This window comes from Pseudomonas sp. MWU12-3103b (assembly GCF_023100615.1).
Taxonomy (GTDB): Bacteria; Pseudomonadota; Gammaproteobacteria; order Pseudomonadales; family Pseudomonadaceae; genus Aquipseudomonas; species Aquipseudomonas putida_A.
The window spans coordinates 115,983-129,914 of sequence record NZ_JALMEY010000012.1; the positions used below are offsets into that span (position 1 = coordinate 115,983).

Sequence of the window (13,932 nt, forward strand, 5' to 3'; positions counted from 1 at the left end):
CACAGATGGACATGCAATCCCGAATTCGCCAGCTTTTCCAGGCCAGTATCGACACCAAGCAACAGGCGATGGACGTACTTGCACCGCACATCGAGCAAGCCAGCCAGATCATGGTCAACGCCCTGCTCAACGAAGGCAAAATGCTTTCGTGCGGCAACGGCGGCTCTGCCGGCGACGCCCAGCACTTCTCCTCGGAGCTGCTCAACCGCTTCGAACGCGAACGCCCAAGCCTGCCGGCCATCGCCCTGACCACCGACAGCTCGACGATCACCTCGATCGCCAACGACTACAGCTACAACGAAGTGTTCTCCAAGCAGATCCGCGCACTGGGTCAACCAGGCGACGTATTGCTGGCGATTTCGACCAGCGGTAACTCGGCCAACATTATTCAGGCGATCCAGGCCGCACATGATCGCGAAATGATTGTCGTAGCATTGACTGGCCGCGATGGCGGCGGCATGGCTTCGCTGCTGCTGCCTGAAGATGTCGAGATTCGCGTACCGGCCCATGTCACTGCACGTATTCAGGAAGTCCATCTGCTGGCGATCCATTGCCTCTGCGATCTGATCGACAGCCAACTGTTCGGGAGTGAAGAATGACCCCTAATCGCCTTGGCCTTTTGGCCTTGACCCTGTGCCTCGGCATCAGCGGCTGCACCTCGGTGGTGAATGCCAGCCGTGAAGCGCCGATTGAAGACGACCGCGGCACCCGAACCTTCGGCAGCAAAATCGACGACTCGCTGATCGAGACCAAAGTCGGCGTCAACGTGGCCAAGGCCGACCCCGGCCTGGACAAGGACTCGCATATCGTCGTCACCAGCTTCAACGGCGTGGTGCTGCTCGCCGGCCAGACGCCGCGCGAAGACCTCAAGGCCAAGGCTGAACAGGCCGCCGCCAACGTCCAGCGCGTGAAGAAGGTGCACAACGAGCTGCAAGTGATTGCGCCGTCGAGCTTCCTCGCCCGCCAGAACGACGCCTGGCTGACCACCAAGATCAAGACCCAGATGCTGACCGATGCCAGCATTCCCGGCTCGCGCATCAAGGTCGTGACCGAGAACGGCATCGTCTACCTGCTGGGCCTGCTGACCAAGCAGGAAGCCCAACAAGCGACCAACCTGGTGCAGAGCGTTTCCGGTGTGCAGAAAATCGTGAAGCTGTTCGAATACATCGACTGAGGTGCACTTCTGTAGGAGCTGTCGAGTGAAACGAGGCTGCGATCTTTTGATCGTCAAAAACAAGATCAAAAGATCGCAGCCTTCGGCAGCTCCTACGTAATAAAAAAGGCGACCCTCTCGGGTCGCCTTTTTTATTACTTCACCACTTTCAGGCTTGGCCGGCCGCTTGGGCGCGGCGGCTCGCTGTCCGGTGGCGGCAAGTCGTCATCGGGCTCGATATCGTCTTCGTCATCCATCGGCGACTCGAGATCGAACACCATGCCCTGCCCGTTCTCCCGGGCGTAGATGCCCAGAATCGCGCTGATTGGCACATACAGACTGTGCGGCACGCCACCGAAGCGACCCTCGAAGGTCACCACGTCGTTGTCCATGTGCAAGTGGCGCACGGCGCTGGGCGAAATGTTCAGAACAATCTGCCCGTCACTGGCGAAACCTTGCGGCACCTGTACCGCCGGATATTCGGAATTGACCAGCATGTGCGGGGTGCAATCGTTATCCACAATCCACTCGTAGAGCGCGCGGACCAGATAAGGTCGACTGGAGTTCATAGCGGCTCCTTAAGCCTTAGCGCATATCGCGTTCGACGCCAGACAGACTCGCCTGGAAAGCCTCACGCGCAAACTGGCGCTCCATATAATCAAGCAGCGGCTTGGCCGGCCGCGGCAGTTCAATACCCAGAATCGGCAAACGCCAGAGTATTGGCAATAGGCAGCAATCCACCAGACTTTGTTCCTCACTGAGGAAAAACGGCTTGTCGGCAAACAGCGGCGACACGCCCGTCAGGCTTTCACGCAACTCCTTACGCGCCACGACACGCGCGGCCTCCTTGGACTTGGGATCAAGAATCAGATCCACCAGACCACACCAGTCGCGCTGAATACGGTGAATCAGCAGACGACTGTTGGCACGCGCCACCGGATAAACCGGCATCAGTGGCGGATGCGGGTAACGCTCATCCAGATATTCCATCACCACGGTCGACTCCCACAACGCCAGGTCGCGATCGACCAGCGTCGGGAGACTGCCGTAAGGGTTCACCTCAATCAGTTTAGGCGGCTGGCGACCAGCTTCCACGTAAATGATTTCGGCGCTGACACCCTTCTCTGCAAGCACGATGCGCACTCGGTGGGAATAGTGGTCGGCGGGGTCGGAGTAACAGGCCAACCGATTGGTCACGCCCATGGCGATCCTCCTCGCTTGTTGAAATTATCGGAACCGGAAAAACGCGCGCGCCCAGAGGGCGCCTCCCGCAATGTCTGGCGAACCAGACCTTGCGTTATCGGAGGAACCCTTGGGCGCGCGCGATTAACAGCAATGCTTGAAGCGTATCAGTGCACGTCTTTCCAGTATTCACGCTTGAGCAGGTAGGCGAACACAAAGAAGAACGCCAGGTACAGCAAGACGTAAGTACCGATGCGCTGATGTTGCAGCTTAACCGGGTTAGCCGAGTAAGCCAGGAAGGTTACCAGATTCTTGACCTTCTCATCGAACTGCTCTTCGTTCAGAGCACCGGATTTCGGCACGATGGTCAACTGATCGCACGCTTCATGGGTCAGCGGCGTACCGGTCAGCGGATCGTATTGCTTCTTGCCGTCCTCGACGATCTGCACTTGCTTGCAGCCCACCACCTGACGCCCTTGCAGGCCGACCAGCACGTTAGGCATGCCGACGTTCGGGAAGACCTTGTTGTTCACGCCCCAAGGACGTGCCGGATCTTCGTAGAACGAGCGCAGGTAACCGTAGAGCCAGTCAGTACCACGCACGCGAGCCACCAAAGTCAGGTCCGGCGGAGCAGCACCGAACCAGGTCTTGGCGTCCGCCGGCTGCATGCCGATGTTCATGTGATCGCCGATCTTGGCGCCAGTGAACACCAGCTTCTCGAGCATCATTTCGTGGGGAATACCAAGATCATCGGCAACCCGCTCGTAACGCTGGAACTTGGCACTGTGGCAACCCATGCAATAGTTGGCGAAGGTCCGCGCACCATCTTGCAGAGCAGCCTTGTCGGACACGTCGATATCGACTTTTTCCAGCTCCGGACCACCGTGTTCAGCGGCGAAAGACAGCACAGGCAGAGCAGCAAAAATCAGAGCAAAAAATAACTTTTTCATCAGCCAGTCACCCTTTCCGGAACCGGTTTGGTCTTCTCGAGCCTGGTGTAGAACGGCATCAGAATGAAGTAGGCGAAGTACAGGAAGGTGCAGATCTGCGACACCAGCGTGCGCTCCGGCGTCGGGGCCAGTACGCCCAGAATGCCGAGGATCACGAAGGAAATGCAGAACACCACCAGCCAGATTTTGCTCATCCAGCCCTTGTAACGCATCGATTTGACCGGGCTGCGATCCAGCCACGGCAGCACGAACAGCATGGCAATCGAGGCGCCCATGGCGATAACACCCATGAGTTTGTCCGGGATCGCACGCAAGATCGCGTAGAACGGTGTGAAGTACCAGACCGGTGCAATGTGCTCAGGCGTCTTGAACGGGTTGGCTTGCTCGAAGTTTGGTTTTTCGAGGAAGTAGCCGCCCATTTCCGGGAAGAAGAACACGATAAAGCAGAAGATGAACAGGAACACCACTACGCCGACGATGTCTTTCACGGTGTAGTACGGGTGGAAAGCAATGCCATCCAGCGGGACACCGTTTTCGTCTTTGTGCTTCTTGATGTCGACGCCATCAGGGTTGTTCGAGCCGACTTCGTGCAGTGCCAGAATGTGCAGCACCACCAGACCGAGGATCACGATCGGCAGGGCCACCACGTGCAGGGCGAAGAAGCGGTTCAGGGTGATTCCGGAGATCAGGTAGTCACCACGAATCCACTGGGTCAGGTCGTTACCGATCACCGGAATCGCACCGAACAGCGAGATGATCACCTGGGCACCCCAGTAGGACATCTGACCCCAAGGCAGCAGATAACCCATGAAGGCCTCGGCCATCAGCGCCAGGTAGATCAGCATGCCGAATACCCAGACCAGTTCACGTGGTTTCTGGTACGAACCGTAGAGCAGGCCACGGAACATGTGCAGATAGACCACGATGAAGAACGCCGAAGCGCCAGTGGAGTGCAGCAGACGCAGGATCGAGCCGTACTCGACATCGCGCATGATGTATTCGACGGAAGCGAACGCCTCTTCTGCCGACGGCGTGTAGCTCATCGTCAGCCAGACACCGGTGACGATCTGATTGACCAGCACCAGCAGCGCCAGCGAGCCGAAGAAATAGAAGAAGTTGAAGTTTTTTGGCGCGTAATACTTGCTGAGATGGTCTTCCCACATTTTGGTCGCGGGGAAGCGCGCATCCACCCAATCCATGAACTTGCTCATCACGCTTTCTCCGTATCGACGCCAATGACAATCAGGTCATCGGTCTCATAGGAATGCGGGGGAACTGGCAGGTTCAAAGGCGCGGGTTGCGACTTGTAGACGCGGCCAGCCAGATCGTAGTGGGAGCCGTGGCAAGGGCAGAAATAGCCACCGACCCAGTCTTTACCCAGATCTGCAGGCGCCACTTCGGGACGGAAGGTTGGTGAGCAACCCAAGTGAGTGCAGATCCCGATCAGCAGGAGAATTTCCGGCTTGATCGAACGCACTTCAGGGTCGACATAGGTGGGTTGCGTGGAGTTCTTGGAAGTCGGATCGGAGAGCTGGCCCTCGATCTTCTTGAGATTCCCCAGGATTTCCGCAGTACGGCGGACAATGAACACCGGCTGGCCGCGCCACTCGGCAATCATCTGCTGTCCTGGCTCGATCTTGCTGACATTCACTTTCACCGGTGCACCGGCGGCTTTCGCCTTGGCACTGGGAAACCATGACCCCACGAACGGGACCGCAGCCCCCACCGCTCCTGCAGCACCCACCACGGATGTGGCTGCTACCAAGAAGCGACGCCGGCCTGCATTCACGCCGTCATTGCTCATTCAGTCCTCTCCCATCAGCTTTGTGGCCTGTTAAATCAGGCATCTACTAAATAAATCAATGTTACTTATAAAAATTTTGCCGAGATGGTAATGAAAAGCCCCAATTCTGACAAGGGAATTACCCGGAGCTCATACCCTCAAGCCTTGCAGTATAGGGGGTCTACGAATGTGGCAAGTTGTCACAGCGCAATTCTTTTGATAAATCGCAGGCATAAAAAAACGCCCGGTTCCGTGAGGAATCGGGCGTTCTTTTTTGAACGTGGAAACGAATTAACGCTTCGAGTACTGCGGACGCTTACGCGCTTTACGCAGACCAACTTTCTTACGTTCAACTTCACGGGCGTCGCGAGTAACGAAGCCAGCTTTGCGCAGAGCGCTACGCAGGGTTTCGTCGTAGTCCATCAGAGCGCGAGTGATGCCGTGGCGGATTGCGCCAGCCTGACCACTTACACCACCACCGATGACAGTGACGTAGATGTCGAACTTCTCGACAGTCTCGGTCAGTTCCAGCGGCTGACGAACTACCATGCGGGCAGTTTCGCGGCCGAAGAACGAGTCCAGGGAGCGGTTGTTGATGGAGATGTTACCAGTACCCGGACGCAGGAAAACGCGTGCGGTTGCGGTCTTGCGACGGCCAGTGCCGTAATTTTGAGTCGCCGACATAATGAACTATTCCGTTAAATCTTCAGTTCTTGGGGCTGCTGAGCAGTATGAGGGTGTGCAGCGCCCGCATAGACTTTCAGCTTACGGTACATGTCACGACCCAGCGGGTTCTTAGGCAGCATGCCTTTAACCGCGGTCTCGATCACGCGCTCAGGGGCTTTGGCGATCAGCTTTTCAAAGTTGATCGACTTGATGCCGCCCGGGAAACCGGAGTGGGAGTAGTACATTTTGTCAGTGGTTTTAGCGCCGGTTACACGGATCTGCTCGGCGTTGATTACGACGATGTAGTCGCCGGTGTCAACGTGAGGAGTGTACTCAGGCTTGTGCTTGCCACGCAGACGGCTCGCGATTTCGGTGGCCAGACGACCCAGGGTCTGACCAGCAGCGTCGACGACAAACCAGTCGCGCTTTACTGTTTCCGGTTTAGCAGTAAAAGTTTTCATTCTTTATAGCCTCAGGGGCCGCCTGTAAATAAGACGGCGGATCTTACTGAATAGTGCGTACTTTGACAAGTCAAAGGCAGCCGGATACAGACGCTTTCGGGGGCTCGGGTCGGCGCGTCCGTTCAACGGCAAGATTCTTCGGCGGCGGCGCATCACTTCCACTGCAGAAAGAGGTCGGCAATTATGCAGATTGCGAAAAAATTTTCAACCTGCTTTTATGATTGTTTTGCCCAAGGAGCACCCGATGGACTATCGCCAGCTAGGCCGTACCGACCTGAACGTGAGTGCAATCTGCCTCGGCACCATGACCTGGGGCGAGCAAAACACTGAAGCTGAAGCCTTCGCCCAGATCGAACGGGCCAAGGAAGCCGGGATCAATTTCATCGACACCGCCGAGATGTACCCGGTGCCGCCGAAAGCCGACACCTACGCCACCACCGAGCGCTACATCGGCAATTATTTCAAAAGCCGTGGTGATCGGGCCGACTGGATCCTCGCCAGCAAGATCGCCGGCCCCGGCAACACCATCGACTACATCCGCGACAAAAACCTGCGCCATAACCGCCAGCACATCACCGCCGCGGTGGATGCCAGCCTCGAGCGCCTGCAGACCGATTACATCGACCTTTATCAATTGCACTGGCCAGAGCGCAGCACCAACTTTTTCGGACAGCTGGGCTACAAGCACAAGATCGAGGCCAACCTGACGCCGCTCGAAGACACCCTCGAAGCCCTCGACGAGCAGGTCAAGGCCGGCAAGATCCGCCACATCGGTCTGTCCAACGAGACGCCGTGGGGCACCATGCGCTTCCTTGCCCTGGCCGAAGCCCGTGGCTGGCCGCGTGCGGTGTCGATCCAGAACCCGTACAACCTGCTCAACCGCAGCTTCGAAATCGGTCTGGCGGAAATCGCCATCCGCGAACAGTGCGGCCTGCTCGCCTACTCGCCGCTGGCGTTCGGCTTCCTGTCCGGCAAGTACGAAGGTGGCGCGCGCCCGCCGAAAGGCCGCCTGAGCCTCTACAGCCGCTTCAGCCGCTACTTCAACCCGCAGTCGGAAGCTGCTTGCAGCCGTTACGTGGCACTGGCCCGGGAACATGGTCTGGACCCGGCGCAAATGGCCTTGGCGTTCGTCACCCAGCAACCGTTCGTCACCAGCAACATCATTGGCGCGACGACGCTGGAGCAACTGGACAGCAACATTGCCAGTTTTGATCTGAAACTTTCCGATGAAGTGCTGGCGGGGATCGAGGCGATTCACAAGGATCACCCGAATCCGGCACCTTGATCGACCGCTAAAAGCTTCGCGAGCAAGCCCGCTCCCACAGAGGCTCACCGCACCTGTGGGAGCGAGCTTGCTCGCGAAGAGGCCAGTCAACTCACTGCAAATTTCAAAGCGACCGCGCAATGATCTCCTTCATGATTTCATTGGTGCCGGCATAGATGCGCTGCACGCGCGCATCCGCCCACGCCCGGGCCACCGGGTATTCCCACATGAAGCCGTAGCCGCCATGCAACTGCACGCACTCGTCGAGCACCTTGCATTGCAGGTCGGTGCCCCAGTATTTGGCCATCGCCGCTGTTGGAACATCGAGCTTGCCTTGCAGGTGCAGTTCCAGGCACTTGTCGACAAAGACCCGGCCGATCTGAATCTCGGTAGCCATTTCCGCCAGTTTGAAGCGGGTGTTCTGGAAATCGGCGATCGCCTTGCCGAACGCCTTGCGATCACGTGTGTAATCCAGCGTCCATTTCAGCGCAGCTTCGGCTGAGGCCAGACCACCGATCGCTACCGTCAGTCGCTCCTGTGGCAATTCCTGCATCAAATAAGCGAACCCTGCCCCGGCCTGACCCAACAGGTTTTCCTTGGGAACACGCACGTCTTGGAAGAACAATTCCGACGTGTCCTGGGCCTTCATTCCGACCTTCTCCAGGCGTTTGCCCTTCTCGAAGCCCGGCGTATTCGCTTCTACCACAAACAGGCTGGTGCCCTTGGCGCCGGCCTTCGGATCAGTCTTGGCGACGACGATCACCAAATCAGCGAGGAAGCCGTTGGTGATGAAAGTCTTGGAGCCGTTGATCACGTACTCGCCGCCATCCAGCACGGCGGTGGTCTTGACCCCTTGCAGGTCGGAACCGGCACCCGGTTCGGTCATGGCAATCGCACTGACCATCTCGCCAGAGACCAGTTTCGGCAGGTACTTTTGCTTCAGCGCTTCGCTGCCGTAATGCAGGATGTACGGTGCGACGATGTCCGAATGCAGCGAAAAGCCGATACCGGTCAGACCCAAGCGACCGACTTCTTCGATCACCACCGCGCTGTACAGAAAGTCCGCGCCCAGGCCGCCGTATTCTTCCGGCAGGTGTGAGCAGAGCATCCCCGCCTCCCCGGCCTTGTTCCACAGCTTGCGGTCGATGTGGCCTTGTTTCTCCCATTGCGCATGGAACGGCACAGCCTCTTTTTCGAGGAAGGTTCGTACGCTGTCGCGGAACAATTCGTGCTCGGAGCTGAACAAGGTTCTGGGGATCATGCGGCACCTTTCATTCTTGTTGGAGGGATATGACCTTCAGAGACTAAGCCTCACCTCCGACACAGGACACTGGACACATCCGACAAAAAATAAGACGATCCAGCCGTCTGGTGACCACTTTCCCTTATAAAAACAAAACAAAAGTTGAATTATGTCCAAGCAAGTCTCCACGCCCTTGCGGCGCGTCAGCATCCTGGCAATCGACCGGGTTTTCGCATCCACACTCATGCAGGCCAAGGATTTCTTCCATCTGGCCAGCCTGCGTTACGGCAAACAACTGGGCCACGGCCTGACACCGGCGTTTGAAACCCGCCTGGTCAGCCCCGACGGCAAACCGGTGAACAGCTTCAGTGACGTGATGATGCCGGTGGACGGCGGCCTGGAAAACGCCGACGTCATCATCCTCCCGGCGTTCTGGGACGACTTTGAAACCCTGTGCGGCCGTTATCCACAGATCCTGCCATGGCTGCGCGAGCAGCATGCCCGCGGCGCCGTGCTCTGCGGCGAAGCCACCGGGGTATTCTGGCTGGCCGAGGCCGGACTGCTCAATGGCAAGGAAGCGACCACCTACTGGCGTTTCTTCAATGCCTTCGCCGAGCGCTTCCCCAAGGTGTACCTCAATCAGGACAAGCACCTGACCGACGCTGACAACCTGTATTGCGCCGGCGGCACCACTTCGGCCTGCGATCTCTATATCTACTTGATCGAACGCTTCTGCGGCGCCAACGTGGCGCAAGCCGTGGCCCGCGACATTCTGTATGAAGTGCAGCGCAGTTATTCGCCGGGTCGCATCGGTTTCGGCGGGCAGAAGCTGCACCAGGACGTGATCATCCTGCAGATCCAGCACTGGCTTGAAGAGCATTTCGCCGACAAGTTCCGCTTCGAAGACGTGGCCCGCGAGCACGGCATGAGCATCCGCAACTTCATGCGCCGCTTCCAGACCGCGACTGGTGACAAGCCGCTGCACTACCTGCAACGGTTGCGTATAGAGACCGCCAAGGGCTTGCTGTCCGGCAGCCGCAAGAGCATCAAGACCATCAGTTATGAGGTCGGCTACGACGATGCGAGCTTTTTTGCGCGGCTGTTCCGCCAGCACACCGAGCTGTCGCCGAACCAGTATCGGCAGCAGTTTCAGCAGGCTGCGTAGCTTTTGAACGACACAAGGACTCCTGTGGGAGCGAGCTTGCTCGCGAAGGCGGTGTGTCAGCCAGTGTTTGTATTGCTGACACACCGCTTTCGCGAGCAAGCTCGCTCCCACAGGGTTCGAGGTGAATTTCAGATACAAAAAAGGCCTGCAATTGCAGGCCCTTTTTTGTATGCCGAATCTGTTTAAGGCTTGTGCGCCCGGGACAGGAATTCGTGCGATTGCATCTCCAGCAGACGGCTGAGCGTACGCTGGAATTCGAACGTCAGGCGTCCGCCGGTGTACAGGTCTTTCAACTCGACTTCGGCAGAAATGATCAGCTTGACGTTTCGGTCGTAGAACTCGTCGACCATGTTGATGAAACGCCGGGCGATGTCGTCGGTGGTGACGCTCATCTGCTCGACGCCGCTGAGCAGCACCGCGTGGAAGATCTTGCCCAGTTCGATGTAATCGTTCTGGCTGCGCGGGCCGTCGCACAGTTCGCGGAAGTCGAACCAGGCCACGTCGTCGCAGGTGCGCAGGGCACGGATTTCACGGTTCTCGATGATCAGCACATCGTTTTCCACCGCTGCCGTGCATTCCGGCGTCAGGGCCTTGAAGCTCTTGCGCAGGCTTTCATGGGCGGCTTCGTCCAGCGGATAGTGGAACAGCTCCGCTTGTTCGAGGTGGCGCAGACGGTAGTCGACACCGCTGTCGACGTTGACGATTTCGGTGTTCTGCTTGATCAGCGCAATAGCCGGCAGGAAGCGCGCGCGCTGCAGACCGTCCTTGTACAGGCCGTCCGGAACGATGTTCGAGGTCGCGACCAGGGTCACGCCGTTCTTGAACAGCTCTTCCATCAGCGTGCCGAGGATCATCGCGTCGGTGATGTCCGAAACGAAGAATTCATCGAAGCAGATCACTCGCGACTCGGTCGCGAAGCGCTTGGCGATGATGGTCAGCGGGTTTTTCTCGCCGCCCAGGGTTTTCATCTCTTCGTGCACACGCTTCATGAAGCGGTGGAAGTGGGTGCGGGTCTTTTCCTTGAACGGCAGCGCTTCGAAGAAGGTGTCGACCAGGTAAGTCTTGCCGCGACCCACGCCGCCCCAGAAGTACAGGCCCTTGACCGGCGTCTGATCCTTCTTGCCAAACAGCTTGCCCAGCAAACCCGGCTTGTTCTGCTCGGCCGCGATCAGATCGTCGTACAGGCGCTGCAGATGACGCACGGCAGTTTCCTGCGCGGCGTCATGGAAGAAGTCCGGGCGTTTCAGATCAGCTTGATATCGTTCTAGGGGCGTCATAATTCGTTAGCAAGGCAACAAAAACGGGCCGTCACTGTAGCGACGGCCCGTAGGAATGGCAATCAGCCCTTGGTCGGGCCGCGCCGCGGATTAGTCCTGAACCGGAGTCAGTGCAACGCGCAGAGCTTCGACAGCCGCGTCCCGCGCAGCAGCATCGGCGAACGCCGGGCTGTCGCCAACGCACTCACCTTCCAGCCACACGCTGAAGCTCAGGTCTTGATTGCGAATGTCCAGCGCCTGACCGGCCTGCAGTTGCTTGGTCACTTGGCCGGCGGTTTTGCCGTCGGCGAAGTTGCGCGACAGCAGCAGTTGCTCGCCATCAGCCGCCAGCAGACGGAAGCGGAAGCTGCCGTCGTCTTCACGGAAGCTCACGAAACGTGCAGCTTTCACGGCTTTCTTTTTGGTGGTCGCCGCGACTTGCACCTGATTGACGAACGAACGCAGGCCGACCGCTTCACGCAGTTCGTTGAGGAACGGCGTCGCCACCGCACGGGCCTTTTTCGCGCCGTGTTGCAGGATGTCTTCCAGATCCGCCGGGCGCTCGATCAACTGGTGATAGCGCTCGCGGGACTCGCCCAGTTCATTGTCGAGCAACTGGAACAGACGATTCTTCGCCTCGCCCCAACCCAGACCGCCGAGCAGTTCGCTGCGGAATTCGTCCGCCTGCGCCGGTGTGGCGAACGCCTGAAACAGAGTGAACAGGTGCGAGTTGTCCGGATCTTTGGCTTCGCCCGGCGCTTTGGAGTCGGTGACGATCCGCGAGATCGCGTCCTTCATCTCTTTGGCGCTGGAGAACAGCGGGATGGTGTTGTCGTAGCTCTTCGACATCTTGCGCCCGTCGAGGCCGGGCAAGGTCGCCACGCTCTCCTCGATCAGCGCTTCAGGCATGGTGAAGAACTCTCTGCCTTGGCCGAACAGGTGGTTGAAGCGCTGGCCGATGTCGCGGGCCATTTCCACGTGCTGGATCTGGTCACGACCGACCGGGACCTTGTGCGCGTTGAACATCAGGATGTCCGCCGCCATCAGCACCGGGTAGCTGTAGAGCCCCATGGTGATCCCGGCATCCGGGTCTTCACCGCTCTCGACGTTCTTGTCCACCGAGGCCTTGTAGGCGTGCGCCCGGTTGAGCAGACCTTTGGCGGCGACGCAGGTCAGCAGCCAGGTCAACTCAGGGATTTCCGGGATGTCGGACTGGCGATAGAAGGTCACACGGTCGACATCCAGGCCACCGGCCAGCCAGGTCGCGGCGATTTCCAGACGCGAGCGCTGGATGCGCAGCGGGTCATCGCATTTGATCAGGGCGTGGTAGTCGGCCAGGAAGTAGAACGAATCGGCATTGCTGTCGCGGCTGGCGAGGATCGCCGGGCGGATGGCGCCGGCGTAGTTGCCCAGGTGCGGCGTGCCGGTGGTGGTGATGCCGGTGAGGATACGGGTACGGTTCGTCATGGGTAATCGCTTGTCAGACTGCAATCAATTCGAGAGACGCGGCAGGATCAGATCCTTGAGATCGGTCAGCTTGCCATGAAAAAAGTGCCCGCATTCTGCCACTTTCAGCAGCTCATGGGGGCGCTGGAGTTTTTCCGACCAATCGTAGACCAACTGCGGATCGATCACTTCGTCGGTTTCCGGCTGGATCACGGTCAGCTCGCCGTGCTGTGGCAGTTGATCCTGATCGCCCAGGCGCATCACCGCCGGCGCGACCATAAACAACTGCTTGAGCTGCACGCCTTGGGCTTCGAGACGACCGCCGAGACTTGCTGCAACAAATCCACCGAAGGAGAAACCGAACAGGGTCAGCGGCAGCTCCGGATGCTTTTCCAGTAGCCATGCTGCGGCAGCCTGAGCGTCGTCGACTTCACCGCTGCCCATGTCGTGGGAGCCTTCGCTGGCACCGACGCCGCGATAGTTGAAGCGCAAGGTGATCAAACCTGCGTCGCGCGCAGTGCGCTGCAGGGTCGAGACGACCTTGTTGAGCATGGTGCCGCCCTGCACCGGGTTTGGATGGCAGATCAGCGCAATGCCGACTGGCTGCTCGTTATCGAGGTACAGCGCTTCGATTTGGCCGACTGGGCCGGCAATCACTACAGGGGTTTCACGCATCAGCAAGGAAGGAACTCCGTGACCTCGAATCGGGTCGACTCGTCTAGCAAATTGTCTGTGCCAATCTATTGCGAGTGAATCGCGGTATACAGCGCAGGTTCGAGCCGTTAACGTAAAGCAAAGCCGTTTATAGAGGAAGGACTCGTGGAACACTCGCTCTTAGTTTGGTTGTTACCGACTCTTGCCCTGGTTGTGGGTGTCGCCATTGGATTCCTGATCGCTCGCGTCGCACCGAATGCCGCGCCGAGCCGCACGCAGCGTCAACTGGATGATATCCAGGAACGTTTCGACAGCTATCAAAACGAGGTGGTCACCCACTTCAACAGCACCGCGATGCTGGTCAAGAAGCTGACCCAGAGTTACCAGGAAGTGCAGGATCATCTCGCCGAGGGCGCCAACCGTCTGGCCCTGGACGAGCAGACCCGTCAACGCCTGATCGCCGCTTTGCACGCCGATGCCGCGCAGGCACCGCGCGAACGCCTGACGCCGCCGCGCGATCAGGAGCCGCCACGCGACTACGCACCGAAAGCCCCGAACTCGCCTGGCATGCTCGATGAGCATTACGGTCTGAAGAAGTAATCAGTCTTCGCTGCAAGCAAAAAGCCCCCGGACAATTCGGTTGTCCGGGGGCTTTTTTTGTATCTGATGATTTGAGGGTGATTGGTCCGGCCCCTTCGCGAGCAAGCCC

General features: G+C 58.5%; 16 protein-coding genes. 5 read left to right on the top strand and 11 right to left on the bottom strand.

Annotation, left to right across the window (positions count from 1 at the left end; genetic code table 11):
* The first annotated feature begins 5 nt into the window (after positions 1 to 5).
* Together M0808_RS19015 and M0808_RS19020 are read left to right on the top strand one after the other, a co-directional pair.
* Positions 6 to 599 (top strand): phosphoheptose isomerase, encoded by a 594-nt coding sequence (locus tag M0808_RS19015; RefSeq protein WP_007961622.1) that lies wholly within the window; start codon positions 6 to 8, stop codon positions 597 to 599.
* On the top strand, positions 596 to 1,174 hold the full coding sequence (locus tag M0808_RS19020; RefSeq protein WP_007961621.1) for a BON domain-containing protein: 579 nt from the start codon (positions 596 to 598) through the stop codon (positions 1,172 to 1,174). The genes M0808_RS19015 and M0808_RS19020 overlap by 4 nt, the downstream gene beginning before the upstream one ends.
* A 134-nt stretch (positions 1,175 to 1,308) precedes the next feature.
* On the opposite strand, the gene M0808_RS19025 is transcribed toward M0808_RS19020, so the two are convergent.
* From M0808_RS19025 to rplM, 7 genes are all read right to left on the bottom strand, one after another.
* Positions 1,309 to 1,722, bottom strand: a complete 414-nt coding sequence (locus M0808_RS19025) for a ClpXP protease specificity-enhancing factor (protein ID WP_003228047.1) — start codon at positions 1,720 to 1,722, stop codon at positions 1,309 to 1,311.
* A gap of 16 nt (positions 1,723 to 1,738) precedes the next feature.
* A complete protein-coding gene (locus M0808_RS19030) occupies positions 1,739 to 2,356 on the bottom strand; it encodes a glutathione S-transferase N-terminal domain-containing protein (protein WP_007961620.1) in 618 nt (205 codons plus the stop codon).
* A gap of 146 nt (positions 2,357 to 2,502) precedes the next feature.
* Positions 2,503 to 3,285, bottom strand: coding sequence for a cytochrome c1 (locus M0808_RS19035; RefSeq protein WP_007917027.1), 783 nt, complete (start codon positions 3,283 to 3,285; stop codon positions 2,503 to 2,505).
* Positions 3,285 to 4,496 (bottom strand): cytochrome bc complex cytochrome b subunit, encoded by a 1,212-nt coding sequence (locus M0808_RS19040; RefSeq protein WP_096797145.1) that lies wholly within the window; start codon positions 4,494 to 4,496, stop codon positions 3,285 to 3,287. Before M0808_RS19040 ends, M0808_RS19035 begins: the two co-directional genes overlap by 1 nt.
* The gene (gene petA / locus M0808_RS19045; RefSeq protein WP_003228055.1) at positions 4,496 to 5,089 is read right to left on the bottom strand and encodes a ubiquinol-cytochrome c reductase iron-sulfur subunit; all 594 of its coding nucleotides are present in this window, start codon (positions 5,087 to 5,089) and stop codon (positions 4,496 to 4,498) included. Before petA ends, M0808_RS19040 begins: the two co-directional genes overlap by 1 nt.
* 270 nt (positions 5,090 to 5,359) lie before the next feature.
* The gene (rpsI, locus tag M0808_RS19050; RefSeq protein ID WP_007961615.1) at positions 5,360 to 5,752 is read right to left on the bottom strand and encodes a 30S ribosomal protein S9; all 393 of its coding nucleotides are present in this window, start codon (positions 5,750 to 5,752) and stop codon (positions 5,360 to 5,362) included.
* 14 nt (positions 5,753 to 5,766) lie between these two features.
* Positions 5,767 to 6,195 carry a 50S ribosomal protein L13 gene (gene rplM / locus M0808_RS19055; RefSeq protein ID WP_003228062.1) on the bottom strand — a complete coding sequence of 143 codons (429 nt, stop codon included), beginning with the start codon at positions 6,193 to 6,195 and terminating at the stop codon, positions 5,767 to 5,769.
* 244 nt (positions 6,196 to 6,439) lie between these two features.
* On the opposite strand from rplM, the gene M0808_RS19060 reads away from it, so the two are divergent.
* Complete coding sequence (locus tag M0808_RS19060; RefSeq protein ID WP_003228063.1) at positions 6,440 to 7,480, top strand: NADP(H)-dependent aldo-keto reductase; 1,041 nt, start codon at positions 6,440 to 6,442, stop codon at positions 7,478 to 7,480.
* Positions 7,481 to 7,583: 103 nt separating this feature from the next.
* On the opposite strand, the gene M0808_RS19065 is transcribed toward M0808_RS19060, so the two are convergent.
* Positions 7,584 to 8,720 (bottom strand): acyl-CoA dehydrogenase family protein, encoded by a 1,137-nt coding sequence (locus tag M0808_RS19065; protein WP_247842138.1) that lies wholly within the window; start codon positions 8,718 to 8,720, stop codon positions 7,584 to 7,586.
* A gap of 250 nt (positions 8,721 to 8,970) precedes the next feature.
* Here M0808_RS19065 and M0808_RS19070 point away from each other — a divergent pair, with 250 nt between their 5' ends.
* On the top strand, positions 8,971 to 9,867 hold the full coding sequence (locus M0808_RS19070; protein ID WP_171061848.1) for a GlxA family transcriptional regulator: 897 nt from the start codon (positions 8,971 to 8,973) through the stop codon (positions 9,865 to 9,867).
* Between the two features lie 182 nt (positions 9,868 to 10,049).
* On the opposite strand, the gene zapE is transcribed toward M0808_RS19070, so the two are convergent.
* The 3 genes from zapE to M0808_RS19085 form a co-directional block, all read right to left on the bottom strand.
* Entirely contained in the window at positions 10,050 to 11,144 is a 1,095-nt protein-coding gene (gene zapE, locus M0808_RS19075) for a cell division protein ZapE (protein WP_041074841.1), read from the bottom strand.
* 90 nt (positions 11,145 to 11,234) lie between these two features.
* Complete coding sequence (locus tag M0808_RS19080) at positions 11,235 to 12,590, bottom strand: tryptophan--tRNA ligase (protein ID WP_098965552.1); 1,356 nt, start codon at positions 12,588 to 12,590, stop codon at positions 11,235 to 11,237.
* A 24-nt stretch (positions 12,591 to 12,614) separates the two neighbouring features.
* The gene (locus tag M0808_RS19085) at positions 12,615 to 13,244 is read right to left on the bottom strand and encodes an alpha/beta fold hydrolase (protein WP_097086289.1); all 630 of its coding nucleotides are present in this window, start codon (positions 13,242 to 13,244) and stop codon (positions 12,615 to 12,617) included.
* Between the two features lie 144 nt (positions 13,245 to 13,388).
* Here M0808_RS19085 and M0808_RS19090 point away from each other — a divergent pair, with 144 nt between their 5' ends.
* Positions 13,389 to 13,823, top strand: a complete 435-nt coding sequence (locus M0808_RS19090) for a DUF1043 family protein (protein ID WP_007961596.1) — start codon at positions 13,389 to 13,391, stop codon at positions 13,821 to 13,823.
* Positions 13,824 to 13,932: the final 109 nt, after the last annotated feature.